The 16,875-nt window shown below is 66.7% G+C and carries 13 protein-coding genes and 2 pseudogenes; 5 read left to right on the top strand and 10 right to left on the bottom strand.

Going from position 1 to position 16,875, the window contains the following annotated elements:
• Window positions 1-401: 401 nt before the first annotated feature.
• Together AUL33_RS05420 and AUL33_RS05425 are read right to left on the bottom strand one after the other, a co-directional pair.
• Window positions 402-1,128 (bottom strand): annotated as a pseudogene (locus AUL33_RS05420) (dihydrodipicolinate synthase family protein).
• Window positions 1,129-1,148: 20 nt separating this feature from the next.
• Window positions 1,149-1,727 (bottom strand): LysE family translocator, encoded by a 579-nt coding sequence (locus tag AUL33_RS05425; RefSeq protein WP_244492007.1) that lies wholly within the window; start codon window positions 1,725-1,727, stop codon window positions 1,149-1,151.
• Window positions 1,728-2,300: 573 nt separating this feature from the next.
• Here AUL33_RS05425 and AUL33_RS05430 point away from each other — a divergent pair.
• Together AUL33_RS05430 and AUL33_RS05435 are read left to right on the top strand one after the other, a co-directional pair.
• Window positions 2,301-3,470: an L-dopachrome tautomerase-related protein gene (locus AUL33_RS05430; protein WP_082652335.1), complete on the top strand. Its 1,170-nt coding sequence runs from the start codon at window positions 2,301-2,303 to the stop codon at window positions 3,468-3,470.
• 37 nt (window positions 3,471-3,507) lie between these two features.
• On the top strand, window positions 3,508-4,239 hold the full coding sequence (locus AUL33_RS05435) for an SOS response-associated peptidase family protein (RefSeq protein WP_374754408.1): 732 nt from the start codon (window positions 3,508-3,510) through the stop codon (window positions 4,237-4,239).
• A gap of 63 nt (window positions 4,240-4,302) precedes the next feature.
• Here AUL33_RS05435 and AUL33_RS22725 read toward each other — a convergent pair.
• The 3 genes and pseudogenes from AUL33_RS22725 to AUL33_RS05450 form a co-directional block, all read right to left on the bottom strand.
• Window positions 4,303-4,812 (bottom strand): annotated as a pseudogene (locus AUL33_RS22725) (DUF4142 domain-containing protein).
• Window positions 4,813-5,179: 367 nt separating this feature from the next.
• A complete protein-coding gene (gene rpsU, locus AUL33_RS05445) occupies window positions 5,180-5,443 on the bottom strand; it encodes a 30S ribosomal protein S21 (RefSeq protein WP_062204823.1) in 264 nt (87 codons plus the stop codon).
• 366 nt (window positions 5,444-5,809) lie between these two features.
• Entirely contained in the window at window positions 5,810-7,993 is a 2,184-nt protein-coding gene (locus AUL33_RS05450) for a heavy metal translocating P-type ATPase (RefSeq protein WP_062204873.1), read from the bottom strand.
• A 71-nt stretch (window positions 7,994-8,064) separates the two neighbouring features.
• Here AUL33_RS05450 and AUL33_RS05455 point away from each other — a divergent pair, with 71 nt between their 5' ends.
• Complete coding sequence (locus AUL33_RS05455) at window positions 8,065-8,487, top strand: helix-turn-helix domain-containing protein (protein ID WP_062204826.1); 423 nt, start codon at window positions 8,065-8,067, stop codon at window positions 8,485-8,487.
• A gap of 208 nt (window positions 8,488-8,695) precedes the next feature.
• Here the strand turns inward: AUL33_RS05455 and AUL33_RS05460 are convergent, their stop codons facing one another.
• Both AUL33_RS05460 and AUL33_RS05465 read right to left on the bottom strand, forming a co-directional pair.
• Complete coding sequence (locus AUL33_RS05460) at window positions 8,696-9,397, bottom strand: HAD family hydrolase (RefSeq protein WP_062204829.1); 702 nt, start codon at window positions 9,395-9,397, stop codon at window positions 8,696-8,698.
• A complete protein-coding gene (locus tag AUL33_RS05465; RefSeq protein WP_062204832.1) occupies window positions 9,394-10,353 on the bottom strand; it encodes an ATP-grasp domain-containing protein in 960 nt (319 codons plus the stop codon). Before AUL33_RS05465 ends, AUL33_RS05460 begins: the two co-directional genes overlap by 4 nt.
• 410 nt (window positions 10,354-10,763) lie before the next feature.
• Here AUL33_RS05465 and AUL33_RS05470 point away from each other — a divergent pair, with 410 nt between their 5' ends.
• Complete coding sequence (locus AUL33_RS05470; protein WP_062204835.1) at window positions 10,764-11,918, top strand: acyltransferase; 1,155 nt, start codon at window positions 10,764-10,766, stop codon at window positions 11,916-11,918.
• Window positions 11,919-12,031: 113 nt separating this feature from the next.
• Here the strand turns inward: AUL33_RS05470 and AUL33_RS05475 are convergent, their stop codons facing one another.
• Window positions 12,032-12,772, bottom strand: coding sequence for a Crp/Fnr family transcriptional regulator (locus AUL33_RS05475; protein ID WP_062204839.1), 741 nt, complete (start codon window positions 12,770-12,772; stop codon window positions 12,032-12,034).
• A gap of 151 nt (window positions 12,773-12,923) precedes the next feature.
• The gene (locus AUL33_RS22730; protein ID WP_244492004.1) at window positions 12,924-13,943 is read right to left on the bottom strand and encodes a response regulator transcription factor; all 1,020 of its coding nucleotides are present in this window, start codon (window positions 13,941-13,943) and stop codon (window positions 12,924-12,926) included.
• 537 nt (window positions 13,944-14,480) lie between these two features.
• Between AUL33_RS22730 and AUL33_RS05485 the strand changes: the two genes are divergently transcribed.
• Window positions 14,481-15,362: a hypothetical protein gene (locus AUL33_RS05485; RefSeq protein WP_062204845.1), complete on the top strand. Its 882-nt coding sequence runs from the start codon at window positions 14,481-14,483 to the stop codon at window positions 15,360-15,362.
• Window positions 15,363-15,552: 190 nt separating this feature from the next.
• Here the strand turns inward: AUL33_RS05485 and AUL33_RS05490 are convergent, their stop codons facing one another.
• On the bottom strand, window positions 15,553-16,851 hold the full coding sequence (locus AUL33_RS05490; protein WP_082652338.1) for a DegT/DnrJ/EryC1/StrS aminotransferase family protein: 1,299 nt from the start codon (window positions 16,849-16,851) through the stop codon (window positions 15,553-15,555).
• Window positions 16,852-16,875: the final 24 nt, after the last annotated feature.

Below are 16,875 nucleotides of genomic sequence, written 5' to 3' on the forward strand. Positions count from 1 at the left end.
CCTTGCCCTGATGCAGGAGCGCATGGTCGGCTGACGGCCGGGCGAGAGATCGGAGGCGCCAAGCGGGATCACGACGCTGGCGGCGAGCGCATCGACAGGGCGTTGGCGAGGATCGTCCGGCGCGCCGGCTCGGCGCCGAGATCGAGGCCGCCAGAAGCTCAACGAGGTGGCGCTCCAAGAGCGCTGCCGCATGCTCGCCGTCGCGACGCTCCAGCGTGTCCACCAGCGCATGGTGCGCGTGGCTCTCGCAGATCGTTTCCGGCCGGCGCCAGTACTTGCTAGCCGAGACCCCATAGCGGGTGCCGAGCTTCTGGTAATGACCTATATCGGCCGCTCACGCTCTAGTCTTACGTTCCTCAGAGCAGACATCCTTCGGTCGATACGCGGCAGCGGACCTGGCCCTATCTTACACTCAATAGGGGTTCTGCCGCCGTCAGAACCTGCTCGCGCGCCTTGTCTTCGAGCGGTAGGATCGGCTTCGGCAACTTTGCCTTCCCCAATCCGAGTAAGTCCAGGAGCACATTCATCACGCGCAGGCTGCCGAAGGCCTTGAAGGTCTCCCAAAGCGGCGCGAGGGACGCATCGATCCGGCGCGCCTCTCCCGCATCGCCCACTTGCGCGGCGCGTACCAGCGCCACGACAGGATCCGGTAGCGTGCCGCCGAGGACGCTGTAGAACGCATCCGCGCCTGCCAGGAGGGCGTCCGCCGTTCCCCAATCGCCGCTGTAGCCGACCGCAAGGCCCGTCCTGTCGCGCAGGGCGGCGATCTCGCTCCCGTAGTCGCCGTCAGACGGCAAGGGCATCTTCCCGGCCCGGATCGTGGGGAGGCGGGAGAGCCGCTCCAGAAGATCGAGGCCGAAGGTGAAACGGGTGGTGCCGGGATTGTTGTAGATGCAGAGCGGTAGGCCGGATGCGGCCGTCACCGCCCGGTAGTGTTCGAACGCCTCGTTCTTCCCGGGTCAGGTAGGCATAGGTGCCCGTCGAGCCGAGAAGGCCGATCGAGTCGACGCCTGGCTCGCACAGGCGATCCAACAGCCTCTCGAGCATCTCTACGTCGACGCGGCCGTGCTCGTCGGCAGGCGTGATCGGGAAGGCGGACAGACCATGGAACGATGACGTGACGGGCATCGTGGGCTCCTTGAGGACGATCATCGGGACAGGATCAAGCGGATGCCCGCGCCTGCGAAGAAGACGGCGAGCGCACTCTCGATCCAGCGCCGGGCGCGGGCATACCCCCGAACCATCGGCGCGGTCGAGAAGAGAAGGGCATGGCCCGGGAAGATCAGGACGCCGAGCAGGACGCAGCCGCCATAGGCCACCGCCACCGTTCCCAGGGCGGCGTCGGGCTTCAGTCCAAGCGACAGGATCGCGACCCATGCTAGGACCGACTTTGGATTCCCCAAGTGCATCAGCACGCCCCAGCCGTAGAGCGCCAAGGCTCTTGGCGAACGGGACGCCGCGTCCTTGGTTGGCTTGTCGGGGGTTGCCGCCGACCGCGCGGTCCGCCACGCGAGCCAGAGGAGGTAAAGGCCACCACCCACTTTCAAGACGACGAGGGCGTTGGCATTGCTTGCCAGAAGCGTCGACACGCCCGTTGCGGCGATGAGACCCCAGCACGTCGACATCGTGACGACACCCGCGACTAACGCGAGCGCAGGCCCGCGACCATGCATCATGGCGGTGTTCATGATCGCCACGTTGCTTGGCCCGGGGCTTCCGGCGGCGATAACTTAGGTCGTGTAGACGATGAGGAGATCATGCATCGGCGGGTCAGCCCGGATGTTTCATGGCGCTCACGAGAGCGATGTTGCGAGGGTCAGCATGACGATGTCGACGAGGGCGTCCAGGATGCGCCAAGCCGCGGGGAGCGTGAAGACAGATTGCAGCAGGCGCGCGCCGTAGCCGAGGGCCGCAAACTACGCGAAGCTTGCCGTTGCGGCGCCGAGGACAAAGACCGGGCGCGGCGCTTCCGGCTAGGCCGACCCCGCCGTTCCCATCAGCAGGACCGTGTCGAGGTAATTGCCTCGACAGCTGAGCACTTTGTCATCGCTATGCTAACATCGTCACCCTCGGCTATTAGCGCAAGGTTGGTCGCGATGGCGTATCAACATGAGCGTTGATAAAATTTTGCCGCCACAATTATCGCGGGATGAGGCTGCAGTGCCGTGTCGCCGATCGCCTGCGATCGATGGCCGCGCAATCAGTTTGCGCTCGAGGCTGGGGAACTGGCGTCAGGCCTCGTCGTCTTCCTGAAGACGAGAACGGCCGGTGTCGTTCCTCCATGGCAAGGACGACGAGCGATGCAACATTCCATCACCTCGGCAATGTTGGCGGGCACGGCCCTGCTGCTCGTTTCCGCGCAGACTCTGGCGCAACCGGCTCCGGCCATGCCGACCTCGAAAGCGAGTCTCGAGCAGGTCGCAGCGTTTCCGCATCAGGTGACGGGCGTGACGGTTTCCGAGGATGGGCGCATTTTCGTGAACTTCCCGCGGTGGACCGAGGACTCTCCGGTCTCCGTCGCCGAGGTCGCCAAGGACGGATCGATCACCCCTTACCCGAACGCCGAGTGGAACAGCTGGCGCAATGCGCGCAAGGACGAGATGTCGCCCGGCGACCATTTCGTCTGCGTCCAGAGCGTGGTCGCCGACGGGCGGGGCCATCTCTGGGTGCTCGATCCCGCAGCACCGGCGCAGTCGCTCATTGTGCCCCAGGGACCCAAGCTGGTGCGGATCGACCTGAAGACGAACGCCGTCGTGCAGACGATCGCCTTCGACGAGACCGTGGCGCCTCAGGGGTCCTACCTCAACGACATTCGCTTCACCGCGGACGGCCGCCACGCCTTCATCACCGACTCCGGGGCGAAGGGCGCGCTTCTCGTGGTCGACCTCGAAAGCGGCAAGGCGCGCCGCCTGCTCAACGGCCACCCGTCCACGCAGGTCGAGAAGGGCGTCGTCGTTTCCACCGACGGCAAGGCGCTGCGCCGCCCGGATGGGCGCGGCGTCGAGTTCTCCGCCGATGGCATCGCCCTCTCGAAGGACGGCGCGCATCTCTACTGGCAGGCGATCAAGGGCCGCACGCTCCATCGCATTCCCACGCAGACGCTGCTGTCCGCCGACGTCTCCGGCGACGAGGTCGCGTCGGCCGTCGAGAATTTCGGCGAGAACGGCGTGTCGGACGGGCTGCTCATCGGTCGCGACAGCGGGCGGATGTATCTGAGCGCGGTGGAGGAGAATGCGGTGAAGGTTCGCGACCTCGAGGCCGGGCCAACCGCGCAGCCGAGCGTTCTCGTCCGCGACGAGCGCCTGCGCTGGCCCGACACGTTCGGCGAGGGCCCGGACGGCACGATCTACGTCACGTCGTCTCACATTCAGGACTCCGTCTTCTTCAAGCCCGGTGCGCCCGCCAGCCTGCCGACCGAACTCTGGAAGGTCGTGTTCGAGACGAACGGGACGCCAGCACCCAAGCCGTAAATGTTGGCGAGGCGCACAAAGCGTAACGCTCACTGCCTTGCCTGCGGGCGTCGATCCGGTCATATCGACCGCTCGACGCAAAGGGCTCGCCGGGCGAGCGTGTTCGAGGGCTCTTCCCATCTGCGATCTTTACGCGATCATGAAAGACCAGCCCGCGATCCGTGGCCTCACGCGGGCGACGAAGGATCGCGCCGGGCCTCTGTCGCCCCTGCCCGTCGTCTTTCCCGACGACGAGGCGCCCGTCGTGCGGTCGGTGGACGGGGTTCGTGAACTGACGAGGATGCGATGGGGCCTGCCGTCGCCCGCCTTTGCCACGAAGGGCCGGCCGAACGATCCCGGGGTCGCCATCATCCGCAGCCTCAAGAGCCCGCACTGGCGTCCGTGGCTGTCACCGGAACACCGCTGCCTCGTGCCGTTCACGTCGCTCGCCCAGTACGAAACGACGCCGGAGCGGCGAAAGCTGCCGGTCTGGTACGCCGTCGACGAAAGCCGACCCCTGATGGTGTTCGCCGGCGTCTGGTGCCGTTGGACGGGCGTGCGGAAGGTCGAGGAGGGCGAAGTGAGCGTCGACGTGTTCGGCCTTCTGACCGTGGATGCCACCAAGACGGTCGGGGCAATGAACCCGAAGGCGTTTCCGCTGATCCTGACCGAAGCCGACGAGATGGACGTCTGGCTTCGGGCGCCGTGGTCGGAAGCCTCGAAACTGCTGCGGCCTTTGCCGGCACCCGGCCTCTCCGTCGTGGCGCGTGGCCGGCGGAAGGACGGGTAGAGCGGCTCGATGGAAATCTTCGGGGAGCGGCATCCAGGGCCCTCCCCGATCGAAGCCTCCCACCTACTGCGCGGGTTTCATCGTATCGATGCGCCTGGAATACTCTTCCAGCACCGGCAGAGCCTTATCGGCATAGGCCTCGAGGTTCGGATCGGTGCCGTCGGCGGCATATCCGCGATGCAGCACTACAGCGTCGTTATGCGCCAGGATCTGCTGCTTCAGATAGAGCTTCTACCTGTGGCCCTTTTCCGCCGACAACGGCTGGAGCTTCGTCGCCTCCTTCGAGGCGAGCGTCGTCGGGACCGTGACGCCGGCCTTGGCGACCGCGACCTTGAGGTCTGCCGCCGCCTTCGTGTGGTCGGCGATCATCTGGGTCGCGAATTCCTTGACCTTCGGGTCGCTCGCGCCGTCCTTGAGGATCATCTCGCTCGACTGGATCTCGAACATCCCGCCGGACGCGGCCTTCCCGGTAAAGGCCGCCGGCGACGACTGGGCCATGGCGGCGGTGGCGACGAAGAGGAAGCCGGCCGTGGTCAGAACTGTCTTCCTGATCGATCTCCCGGTTCGCCCCATTGCGAAGGGGCGTCGGGGTCTCAATCGGTAGGGATAGCGGGCGCTCCCAAACCATTCGCATGGCCGACTATCAGCCACGCAGGCGTGACCTTCGTCGGTTGCGGCATCACGCGACCATCGGCAATCGTTGTCGATCCCATCGGATCCAACGATTCGAGCCGTGCCTTATGGCCGTGACATCTCACTGTAGCCGCCGACAACCGCCAGTCGTCCCGGACTACCGATCGCGGCCCGGATCAGAGGACACAACAAAGCGCTCCGCGAATGGGCGCCGGTTGGCTCGAACGAGCGGTCCCGGACGCACGACATTGGCGGAACGAGGCTCGGATCGAGCCGCCGTTCTCGTTCTCGAAAAGAGAGGCCGGCCTTAGCCGAAGGCTGCCGGGCGACGTGCGCCGGCTGCGGGCTCTTTCTTCTTCGGCGAGGGTAGCAGCCCTTCCTTCTGAAGCGCCTTGCGAGCCGCCTTGCGCGAACGGCGGACAGCTTCCTGCTGCTCGCGAACGCGCTTCTCGGACGGCTTCTCGTAGAAGGAGCGGGCCTTCATCTCGCGGAAGACGCCTTCGCGCTGCAGCTTCTTCTTCAGCGCCCGGAGGGCCTGATCCACATTGTTGTCCCGAACATCAACCTTCATGCGTATTCCCGTTTCCAAAACAATGAATTTGACCGCAACCTAGCAGCCGAGGCGCCTGATGAAAATGCTGCCTCGGTTGCAGACGCGATCCTTCGAATGTCCGACTTGCCAAAGAGCCGCCGACCAATGCCGTTCTCGTCTTGCCGGAGAGACCGTCCAGCAAATTTCATGGGTGCTTTATCGCAAGCGCCCTCCGGCTCCAAGACTGATTCTGAAGACAGACCGCGCCAAAGCGTCATTTGGTGCCGTCGAGAGGGGTCCATCGTGGCGATTTGGCCGCAAAATGGGTCAGCCACGACGGGACCGGAACGGCGAAAGGAGCTAGGTCCGAGGCTGCAGGCGACCAATGTCGGGGATGGTCGCCCGTCAACGCGACTTCCACCCGAGGAGCCGCATCGCATTGGCGGTGACGAGGACGGTGGCGCCCGTGTCGGCGAGAATCGCCGGCCAGAGGCCCGTGAGGCCGACGAGGGTGGTGACGAGGAACACCGCCTTCAGGCCGAGCGCGATGGCGATGTTCACGCGGATGTTGCCCATCACGCTCTTCGAGAGGTCGATCATGTCCGGGATGTCCCGCACCCGCCCGTGCAGCACGGCGGCGTCCGCCGTCTCCAGCGCGACGTCGGTGCCGCCGCCCATGGCAATGCCGATGTCGGCCGCCGCCAACGCCGGGGCGTCGTTGATGCCGTCGCCGATCTTGGCGACCTTGAACCCTTTCGCCTGAAGCTCGCGCACGATGCGCTGCTTGTCCTCCGGCAGAAGCTCGGCGCGCGCCTCGATCCCGAGGGATGCGGCCACGGCCTCGGCGGTGCGCTTGTTGTCGCCCGTCAGCATGACGGTCCGGATACCGGATGCCTTCAGGCTCGCAAGACCGTCGGCCGCGTCCGGCCGCGCCTCGTCGCGCATGGCGATGAAGCCCGCCACGGCACCGTCGACGACCACCACCGACACCGTCTTGCCTTCGGAGTTCAGGGCCTTGATCGCATCCGCCTGCTCGGCCGGGAGCGTCGAGCGTCGAGCGGCCGCCTGCTGTGAGCCAAGGAACACCCGCTCCCCGCCGACGCCGCCCTCGACGCCTTCGCCGGGAACCGCCTGAGCATCGAAGGCGGGCGGAATCGGCGCCCTGTCCGCCTTGGCGCGATCGAGGATCGCGAGCGCCAGCGGATGGTTCGATCCCGTCTCCAGCGCCGCGGCCAGCGACAGGACCTGCGTCTGCGAGCGGCCGAGGGCGACGATGTCGGTCACCACGGGTTTGCCCGCCGTCAGCGTTCCCGTCTTGTCGAAGGCAATCGCGGTGATGCCGCCGAGGCTCTCCAGCACGGCGCCGCCCTTCATCAGGAGACCGCGGCGGGCCCCCGCGGACAGGCCGGCGGCGATCGCGGCCGGCGTCGAGATCACCAGCGCACAGGGGCAGCCGATGAGGAGAATCGCCAAGCCCTTGTAGATCCATTCGTCCCAAGCGCCGCCGAAAGCCAGCGGCGGAACGACGGCGACCAGCGCTCCGACCGCCAGAACGGCGGGCGTATAGACCTTCGAGAAGCGGTCGATGAAACGTTCGGTGGGCGACTTCGATTCCTGCGCCTCCTCGACGAGCCGCACGACGCGCGCGATCGTGTTGTCGGATGCCGCAGCCGTCACCTTCACCCGCAGGACCGAGCCCGCGTTGACCGTGCCGGCGAAGACGGGATCGCCGACGGTCTTGCGCTTCGGCACGCTCTCGCCCGTGACCGGCGCTTCGTCGACCTCGCCCGAGCCTTCCACGACCACGCCATCGGCGGGGATCCGATCGCCCGGACGCACGAGGATGGTGGAGCCGATCGTCAGGCTGTCAGCAGGCACATCCACCGTCTCGCCGTCCACCTCGAGCAGCGCCGTCTTCGGGACGAGGGCCGAAAGACCCTGGATGCTCGCCCGGGCACGGCCGGCGGCGACGCCCTCCAGCATCTCGCCGACGAGGAACAGGAGGACCACCGTCACCGCCTCCTCCTCGGCGCCGATGAAGACGGCGCCGATGGCGGCGATCGACATCAACGTCTCGATCGAGAACGGCGTGCCGAAGCGGGCGGCCGTGATCGCGCGCCAGGCAACCGGAACGAGGCCGACAGCAAGCGCTGCGAGGAAGGCCGGACGCTCGAGCGAGGGAACGAGATGGCCGAGCGCGTAGGCGACGACGAGCGCGGCACCGCAGGCCGCAGTCAGCCGGGCCTTGCGCGTGCGCCACCACGCCATCCCGGCTTCGCTCGGGTGGTCGTGGGTGTGGCCGGCGTGATCGTGCCCCTCACCCTCGTGGCCATCGGGATCATGCGCATTGGAAATCGCTGCAAGATCCGAGGCCGGCTCGGCGCCGTAGCCGAGGTTGCGGACCTGCCGCACCACGCTCGTCCCGTCGAAGCCTTCGCCATGGCTGACCTTCACCGTTCCCGCGGCAACGGAAACGGCGACGTCCTCCACCCCCGGAAGCCGCCGGATGGCGGTGTCGACCTTGTTGCCGCAGGCGGCGCAATCCATCCCGCTCACCCGGTAGCGGCTCTCGTGTCTCAGGGCGCTCATGGCGATCCGTCCTTGCATCTCGATCACCGCAGGGCCTACTTCCTCTAGCGGCTAGAGGAGCAAGCGGAAAAATGACGAAGGGTGTTCCAATCGGAGAGGCATCGCGCGCCAGCGGCATCAAGGTGCCGACGATCCGCTACTACGAACAGATCGGCCTGCTGCCCTCGCCGCCGAGGACGGAGGGCAACCGTCGCCTCTACGACGCAGGGGATCTTCGGCGCCTGCGCTTCATCCGGCATGCGCGCGAGCTCGGCTTCGAGATCGATCCGATCCGCGAGCTTCTGGCGCTCGCCGGCGAGCCGGACCGCCCCTGCGCGAGTGCCGACAGCCTCGCGGCCGCTCACCTTGCCGACATCGACCACAAGATCGCCCGGCTGACGGCCCTGCGGGCGGAGGTCGCACGGATGACGGCGTGCACGAACCACTCGGTTGCCGAATGCCGGGTGATAGAGGCGCTCGGCGACCACGGGACATGCCTGTCCGAAACGCACTGAGGCTCGGCCTGGGCGACCTTGATGAGCAGTCAACTGGCTGAGCCCTACCGGCATCGTGATCATCGCCGTCACGCACTGATGTTGGCGACCGCGCGCGTCATCAGGCGCTATCTGTCGAACACCCCGCCGCCCTTCGAGCCGGACGTGGCATTCGATCCCGTTCCAGTGGAGCGACGAGGCGTCGAGGTCCGGGGCGAAGCACCGCCTATCAGACCGCCAGTATCGTTCGTGTGCCGAGCGCCTCAAGGCAACGGTCGAGATCCGCGAAGCTCTCGATCGCGGCATGGGCTTGGTGGTGGCGGTCGGGCGCGGGCTTTCGGTGGATGCGCTCGGGACGCCGGATCTCGATCGTCGTCCAGCCTCGCGCCCGCGGCGTGACGAAATCCTTCGTCGGATTGTCGGCGACATAGACGAGCGAGCCCGCCCCTGCCCCCGCCCAGGCTTCGACGATCTCGAACGATCGAGGATGCGGCTTGCCGAAGCCGGGCCCGAGCGCGCCCGTGCAGACGACGCAGCCCAGAACCTCGCGCAGAGACAGCGCCCGGATCTTCGCCTCCTGCGTCGCCGCCGGCCCGTCGGTGATCAGCGCGCCACGCCAGCGACCGTCGCGCCCGGAGAGATAGCGCCGCACATCGGCCGCGAGCGCGATGTCGGGGTCGTGGTCGCGATAGGACTCGACGAGACGCGCCACGAGGTCCGGCGTCGCTGTCAGCCCCTGCGCGGCGAGCGCCCGGTCGAAGATCCGGCCGCGCCCGCCTTCGTCGAGGATCGCGAGGCAGCGTTCGGCGAACCGCCCGCGATCCGCCGCATCGGCAAGGCAGGCGGAGGCGGCCTCAAATCCGCTGCGGGCGAAATCGCGCTCCAGATAGAGCGTGTCGTCGAGATCGAAGACGAGGATGGGCGCGCTCATCGGATAAAGACGGCGGCGTCGTAGCGCAGCATGGTGACGCCGGCCTGCCACCCGTCGCCGCACGAGGACGCCAGCCCCGCCGTCTCCTCCAGCAGCCACCGCGCGAAGGGCGCCCCGGCCTCGTGCGCCAGCGGATAGCCGCCGCCGAACCGGGCGTTGATCTCGAAGACGCGCGGACCGCTCGAGCGGTCGAGGATCAACTGGAAGCAGGCGGCCCCACGAAGACCGGGCATCGCCTTCCCCACGCCTTCCGCCAGCAGATCGAAGAGCGGGTCACGCTCGGTCACGCCCTTCTCGACCTCGCCGGCCCGCACCCGCACCCGCCGATGCGGCACGACGCAGCGCAGGCGCCCCGCCGCGTCGACGAAGACGTTCACCGTGTATTCCGGCCCTTCGAGGAGTTGCTGCAGCACCATCGGCTCGGTCGAGGACGCCGGCAGGTCGGCCGCCACCCGGACGATCTGGATGCCCCGGCTGGCGCTGCCGCCGGAGGGTTTCAGGAACAGCGGCCAGGCCAGCGCTTCCGGGTCCTCGACCGCCTCGATCGCCATCGTCCAGGGAACGGGAACGCCCGCCCGCTCCAGGGCGACGGCCGTCTTCAGCTTGTCCCGCGCGACGGCGACATCCTCGCTCGCCCCGACATGGACACGTGCGCCGGCAGCTTCGAACGCGGCTCGCGCATCGGCGAGCGGTGAGAGTTCGGTGTCGATCGTGGGCACGACGAGGCCCACGCCTTCCGCCCGCACGATGGCGAGAAGGGCATCGACATAGCCGGGATCGTCGACGCGCGGGACCGCGAAGCGCGCGTCGGCCCGGTGGCACGCCGCGCTCCAGTCCGGTTCGAGGTCGCAGGCGAGAACCCGCAACGGCAGTCCGAGTTCGGCTGCCGACTGGCGGAAGCAGTCGAGGAGGCCGGCGCGGCGCCCCGCCGACGTCAACAGCATCGTCAGTGCCATCTCGCGTCAACCCCGACGGGCGAGGTGGAAGGGCCGAGCCTTCGCCTGGCCCCATCCGGCGGCAGTGGAGGCTTGGACGATCGCAGGCGCGACCGGCGTCTCGATGGCGATCATGAAGGTCCGTCCTCGCTGCCTTGATAGGATGAGGTCGAGCCTACCCGGTGCCTTCGGAGCGGCAAGCCGTCGATCGGGCGCGACGCTTGCCACCGATGACGGCCGCACCGCACCCCCCTCCTCCGGAAGCGGGAGAGGCGTCATTCGCCTACGCCCTTCGTCGGGGTCCGGTTGCCCGATCTCGGGAGCGGACCTCGCTGACTTCCCGCATCGCCCGGCCTCGCGTCGCGCTTATGCTGGCCGTTGGCGGATCTTCGATCCGGCAGCACGATCGGGTCTTTGGGAGGGGCTGAGGAATGAGCGGCAGGCGATCCCCGGCGAACGGCACCGACTCCGGCTTCAACACGGCCCTGCACGGTCTGCGCGGCATCGCCTCGGTGATGGTGTTCGCGGCCCATCTCATCGGCGGCGCCGCCCGGCATATCTACGAGACCGATGTCGGCTACATTTCGGCGATCACCCCCTGGTGGAACTTCGGGACGTTCGGCGTCGAGATCTTCTTCGTCATCAGCGGCTTCGTCATCCTGCCGAGCGCGATGCGCTACGATATTCGCGAGTTCGCCGCGCGCCGTTTCATGCGGCTCTATCCCCTGTTCTTCGCGCTTTCGATCCTCTTCATCGCACTCAACGCCGCGACCGATCTCTATCCCAAGCTCAACACCGGACAGGCGATCGTCGCGGGACTGACCTTCACCGACATCTTCGCGGGAACGGAGCAACTGACGCCCAATGCGTGGAGCCTGACCTACGAGGTCTGGTTCTACGTGCTGACGGCGGCCGGCGTGTCGGTCCTGCTGCGCCATCGCTCGAAGCTCGCCGTGCTGCTGCTCGCTGTCGCGGTCGGTGCCTTCGTCGCCCGGTTTCCGATCTCGCTCTACTTCGTGACGGGGCTCGCGATCCGTTGTCTCTACGATCGGCACCCGTCGATCCGCACCGGGCGTCACCCCGTTCTCGAGATGCTGCTGATCGTCGCCGTCATCGCGCTCGGCTCACGCGGCCATTACGAGTATGACTGGCAGGATTTCCGCAATCCCGTGGTCCCGTTGCTGCTCGCGGCGACGGCGCTCTACTTCCTGCTCGCCGTCTCCGCCCAGAGTCTGACGGCCAAGGCGCTGGGAAGACCGGTGTTCCTCTATCTCGGCACGGTCAGCTACAGTCTCTACCTCGTGCACCCCTACACCTATTACGCCGTGCGCGGCCTTCTCGACCGGCATGGCGTGTTCACCGACGACATCGCCCTGTCGATGGCGCAGTTCTTCGTGCTGACGGGCGTGACGACGCTGGTGCTCACCCACGTGGTGCATCGCACGCTGGAGCGCTGGCCCTACGAGTGGGTCTATCGGCAGGCGATCTATCGCGACAAGGGCCCGCGCCGCTCGCTGCGCCTGCCCTGGCGCCCGGTGGTGAAGCCGGTCGCCCCCGCGACGGCCACCCGGCAGCCTTTGCCGTGAGCGATGAACATGGGTGGGTGATAATCGAAGGCAGGAAGGGCGCAAACCGCAGGAGGCCAGCCGAGGGCCTTCGCACCCACACCTCGCGACGCACCGGACGATCCGGCCTGCCGTCAGAGATCGAGGTCGATCTGCAGGTCCTTCAGCCGACCGACGTCGGGGATGAGAAGCCCGCCCTCGAACCGGACGACGACGCCGAGGGCCTGAAGATGGCTGAGCTCGCGCGAGACCGCCTCGCGCTGGGTGCAGACGCGGCGCGCGAGATCGGCATGGGTGGGAACGGGCATGATGACCGCGGTGCCATCCGGCCGCGCTCCATCGCGCGACAGGCGGATCAGTTCGTTGTGGATGCGAGCCTGGACGTTGAGGGTCGACAGCTCCACGATCTGATCGGCCAGCTGCGCTTCCCGGCCGACGAGATGGCGGACGAGGGCACGTGCGAGATCACGGTCGCGATCGACGCATTCGAGGAAGAGGCGCGTCGGAAGCGAGGCGACGAGCGACGTGCGGGCGGCCTCGACGGAATAGGGAACGGGCGTGGTCCCGACCAGGGACGTGTCGCCGACGAAGCTACCCTCCTGCGCCCCCCGCAGAGCGACGATCTTGCCGATGCGGGTGTAGAGAAGGTAGCGCAACTCGCCCCTGCGCAGGAAGAAGACCTTGTCGAGAAACTCGCCGGCGGTGACGATCTCCTCGCCTTCCGCCACCTCGGCCCAGCGGCAGCGCGTGCCGATCTCGGCGAGGATCGCGTCGCCGACGCCATCGAAGAAGCAGACAGGCCGAAGCGACCGATCGCTCGCCCCTTTCACGGGGGCGGCCAGACGGCTCACGGATGGATGGATGGAGATCGACATCGACTCAAAACCCGCCACGACGTCATGCCGGTCCGGCCTGCAGGGACTGCCGGGCGATCTGCTCGACAGGCCCTAAAGGCCGGCGACAAAGCGCCGGAGAGCACCGGCGCGAGCCGATACCCTCCACGACGCTTCTCCGGATGACCTGATTTTAGTTTCGCACCACGTTGTTTTCGTCCAGGATCATGTTGTTCAGGATATACGCCACTTCGGTCCGGTTCTTCGCCTTCAGCTTCTTCATGATGTTGCGAATGTGAACCTTGACCGTGCTTTCACACATGTTCAGTTCGTAGGCGATGATCTTGTTCGCCTTGCCCCGACGCAGGGCTTCCATCACCGAGCTCTGGCGTGACGTGAAGATCGTATCGGGCTGCTGCTTCTGCTTGGTCGACTGCGAGATCTCCTTGATGATCTTGTCGGACCAGAACAGGACGCTGGCGGGAATATAGACGCCGCCGGCGGCGACGAGCTGCATCGCCTTGACCGCGACTTCCAGGCTGACGCTCGTCGGCACGTAGCCGCGGGCACCGCTTTCGATCGCCTTGAGGATATCGTTGAGGTCCTCGATGTCGGACAGGAGAATGACGTCGGCCGAGGGATGGGCGGCGCTGAGCCGGGCGATATCGGCGAAATGGGTGCTCGCGCGCGCCTTCGACCACATGACGCAGAGCAGGATGATCTGGACGTTGCTGATCTCCTCCCCGTCGGCGGCCTCCAGATCATCGATCGTCGAGAAGTTGCGCAGGGTCAGGCTGGGCTCGATCATCGTCAGGCTTCGCCCGAAGCAGTCGCGCATCAGCGGCCGGTCGTCGATGATGGCAATCTCAAGCTGTACCGTACCGGACGTGCGAGTGCGGCTCGCGTCGATCCAGGGCGACGCGGCAAAGGCCGTCGGGAGATGACCCAAGGCCTCGGCGCCGATATTTCTCGAATCGACCGCCGACGAAGATGTAGAAGATGCGATAATCATAACGGCATCACTCCATTGAATGTGATCTTCTATGTTCGTCAAAAGGGCACTCGACAGTAGCGCGCAACGAACCGCTCGCGGTTGGGTCGAATACTTCTCATCGCCAACGCATTGCCCAAAGACGTGCCGGGCGCGAGCGCTGGAAACCTGACGGTCGACATATGGAGCGACTGACCAGCCATTCGGATGATCTTTATCCATACGTTCTTTACCGGTTGTTAATGATTGGCAAGGTTCGCTCCAGTTTGATGTGTGAAAAATCACAGGTTGTAGAAAAATTGTCGCGCCGTTTCAGTCGGATGTCACTAACGATCGGCACCAAACCAAAAGTTGGATGCCGTATGTCATCCTCGAGGGACACGACCGGGCGAATCATCCTTCCGCCCTTACACAACTTCAAGTAGTGGCGTCATTTGGTCAAGATCTGTCGCAAATGACGCTACGGCATCAATGTTTCGTGCAGATTTCGCACTGCCCGCGTCGCGAACGCGGTCCACGAGCCCCCCCAAACGGCGAGGATGCGCGCCGCCCCAGGCGCTCGAACTCACGCAGCGCCCTTCGCTCACGCGCCAGCAGAGGCCGATTCGCGGCCCGCGGGTACTCCGACCCGGTCCGATAGGTGTAGGCGATCGCGCCGACCTCCTCCCTTCGGTGGCATGCCGCAGCACGAGACCCAAGTTGTCCGCGTGCGCCCGCCATGGAAGGTTTCAAGTCCTTGGCGATTGAGGACGCTTTCCAATGAAATTCCTGGCCGACAGCATTTTCTTCTCGCCCATCGAACCCAGCGCCAAGGCCGAAGCCGACTTCTTCGCGCGGCTGAAGATGCGCAACGGCACGTTCAAGATGACGCGACCCTCCCGCTTCCAGGACTGGGAGGAGCGTCTCCTTCCGTTCCTTCGCGCCCGCCGCGGCGGGCTCGAGGACGTGCTCGACATCGGCGTCTCGACGGGCGTGACCACGGTGGAGTTCGCCGAGCATCTTCGCCGTCATGGCTTCGACGCCCGCTTTACCGCGACCGACCTGTTCATCGACGCCTTCCTCGTGCGGCTCGGTCGCCATGCGCAGGTGCTGTGCGACGGCGACGGCTGGCCCCTGCGCTACGAGCTGTTCGGCCTGTCGATGCGGCCCTGGACGCGTCGTCTCGACTATCTGACGATGGCCTTCCTGCCGCTCGCCATCGCGCGCAAACGGCTGCAGCCCCGTCTGGCGCAGGCGATCCGCGCCGGACGGGCGCACCGCGTGCAGATGACGACGCGCCTGCCGCAGGCCCGCTCGATCGAGTTCATCCAGAACGACATCATGCAGAGGACGCCGGCGCTCGAAGGCCGTTTCGAACTGGTGCGCGCCGCCAACATCCTCAATGTCGGCTATTTCTCCGCCGACGAGATCGCGCAGGCGCTCGGGAACATCCGATCGTATCTGGCGGGCAGCGGCTCGCTTCTCCTGGTGACGCGCACCGGCGAGGCGAAGGGCAACAACGGCACCCTCTTCGAACTCGGCGACGACGACCGCTTCCACATCCTCGATCGGGTCGGCCAGGGGTCCGAAGTGGAGAGCCACGTGCTCGGCCTCGCGCCGAAGGTGATCTCCCTCGACACCCATCGACGCCGCGTCGGCTGAACGAGGGAGGTCGGATCATCGGAAAGAGCGGGCGAGCGATCGTCCGCTCTTCTGCATGATCGGGGCCGCCAAACGCTCCGAGCGATGTCGAAGGCGGGCGCGCCGGCCGATCGAAGACCGATCACATACCGACACGTCAAGAGGCCGGCGCGGGACGCCGGCCTCTTTCATGGTTCCGGTCGGATGGCGTTCAGAGATGACCGGCGGTCTCGCCTCCCATGCTGGCGCGGCGGGCCGCCTCGCTCTGAGCGGCCAGAATACCGGCCTGGCTTCTGACCATGCGCAGGAGAACACGCTCGCGCACCTCGGCCGGCTGATAGGTCGGGATGAAGTCGCGGGACGCGCCGATGATGACGCCCCGCGCCGTTTCCGCGGCGGCCGTCGTCTCTTCGGCGTCCCACGAGGGGTCGACGAGGAACGCAAGGCTGGTCTCGCCGAGAAGCCGGGCGACGGGAAGCGGCGCTTCCGGCGCTCCGGCGTCGCGGAAGGCCGCCTCGCGATAGATTTCCGAGCACGAGCCGGAAAAGGCGGGAACGCCGGCCGCCGCGATCGCGGCGATCAGCCGGTCCCGCGTCCACCCGGAGGCCAGCCGCTCCGGCCGGACATGGCAGTAGAAGCGATACCAGGCGTGCGTGTGCTCCTCGCCGAGCTGCGGGATCTGGACGAGCGGCAGGTCGGACAGCGTCTCCATCCAAATCTCGGCGTTGCGGGTCCGCTGGATCCGCCACGCGTCGAGCTGGCCGAGCTGGCGAAGGCCGAGCACGGCCTGGATCGACATCATCCGCCAGTTCGTCCCGACGCTCTCGTGCAGCCAGCGAAAGCCCACCGGCTTCTCGGTGGACGTCGCCATCGCATGGGACTTGCCGTGGTCCTTGAGGCTCCAGGCTGCCGACCAGAGCGCGGCGTCGTCCATCGCGACGAGGCCGCCCTCGCCGCCCGTGGTGATGATCTTGTCCTGGCAGAAAGAGAAGGCGGCGATGTCGCCCATCGAGCCGACGGGCCGGCCCTTGTAGCGGGCGCCGTGCGCCTGCGCGCAGTCCTCGACGACGCGGATGCCGGCCCGGGCCGCGAGATCGAGGATCGGATCCATGTCGCAGGGCCAGCCGCCGATATGGACGGGGATCACCGCCTTCGTGCGCGGCGTGATCTTCGCGGCGATCGTCTCGGCGGAGAGATTGCCCGAGACCGGATCGACGTCGGCAAAGACCGGCGTGGCGCCCGCGAAGGGCACGCAGGCGGCCGACGCCACGAAGGAGCGCGGCGTCACGATCACCTCGTCGCCCGGCCCGATGCCAAGCACCCGCATCGCGAGGTCGAGCGCGACGCTGCCATTGGCGAGCGCCACCGCGTGGCGACGCCCGAGCGCCTGCGCATAGGCCGTCTCGAATCGGGCGACATGGTCGCCCGTCCAGGCGTTGACCCGGCTCGAGCGGAGCACCTCGACGACATCGGCGATCTGCTCTTCGTCATAGATCGGCCAGCGCTTCATGGCGTTTCTCCTCGGGTGCGTGTC

The organism is Aureimonas sp. AU12, assembly GCF_001463705.1.
In the GTDB taxonomy this organism is placed as follows: Bacteria; Pseudomonadota; Alphaproteobacteria; order Rhizobiales; family Rhizobiaceae; genus Aureimonas.

Bases quoted from the DNA above. Each gene is read 5' to 3' on its own strand.
- AUL33_RS05460 (WP_062204829.1), bottom strand. From the start codon at position 9,397: ATGAGCGCGCCCATCCTCGTCTTCGATCTCGACGACACGCTCTATCTG.
- AUL33_RS05450 (WP_062204873.1), bottom strand. From the start codon at position 7,993: ATGAGCGCCCTGAGACACGAGAGCCGCTACCGGGTGAGCGGGATGGAT.
- AUL33_RS05430 (WP_082652335.1), top strand. From the start codon at position 2,301: ATGCAACATTCCATCACCTCGGCAATGTTGGCGGGCACGGCCCTGCTG.
- AUL33_RS05475 (WP_062204839.1), bottom strand. From the start codon at position 12,772: ATGTCGATCTCCATCCATCCATCCGTGAGCCGTCTGGCCGCCCCCGTG.
- AUL33_RS05455 (WP_062204826.1), top strand. From the start codon at position 8,065: ATGACGAAGGGTGTTCCAATCGGAGAGGCATCGCGCGCCAGCGGCATC.
- AUL33_RS05470 (WP_062204835.1), top strand. From the start codon at position 10,764: ATGAGCGGCAGGCGATCCCCGGCGAACGGCACCGACTCCGGCTTCAAC.
- AUL33_RS05485 (WP_062204845.1), top strand. From the start codon at position 14,481: ATGAAATTCCTGGCCGACAGCATTTTCTTCTCGCCCATCGAACCCAGC.
- AUL33_RS22730 (WP_244492004.1), bottom strand. From the start codon at position 13,943: ATGGATAAAGATCATCCGAATGGCTGGTCAGTCGCTCCATATGTCGAC.
- AUL33_RS05490 (WP_082652338.1), bottom strand. From the start codon at position 16,851: ATGAAGCGCTGGCCGATCTATGACGAAGAGCAGATCGCCGATGTCGTC.
- AUL33_RS05465 (WP_062204832.1), bottom strand. From the start codon at position 10,353: ATGGCACTGACGATGCTGTTGACGTCGGCGGGGCGCCGCGCCGGCCTC.
- rpsU (WP_062204823.1), bottom strand. From the start codon at position 5,443: ATGAAGGTTGATGTTCGGGACAACAATGTGGATCAGGCCCTCCGGGCG.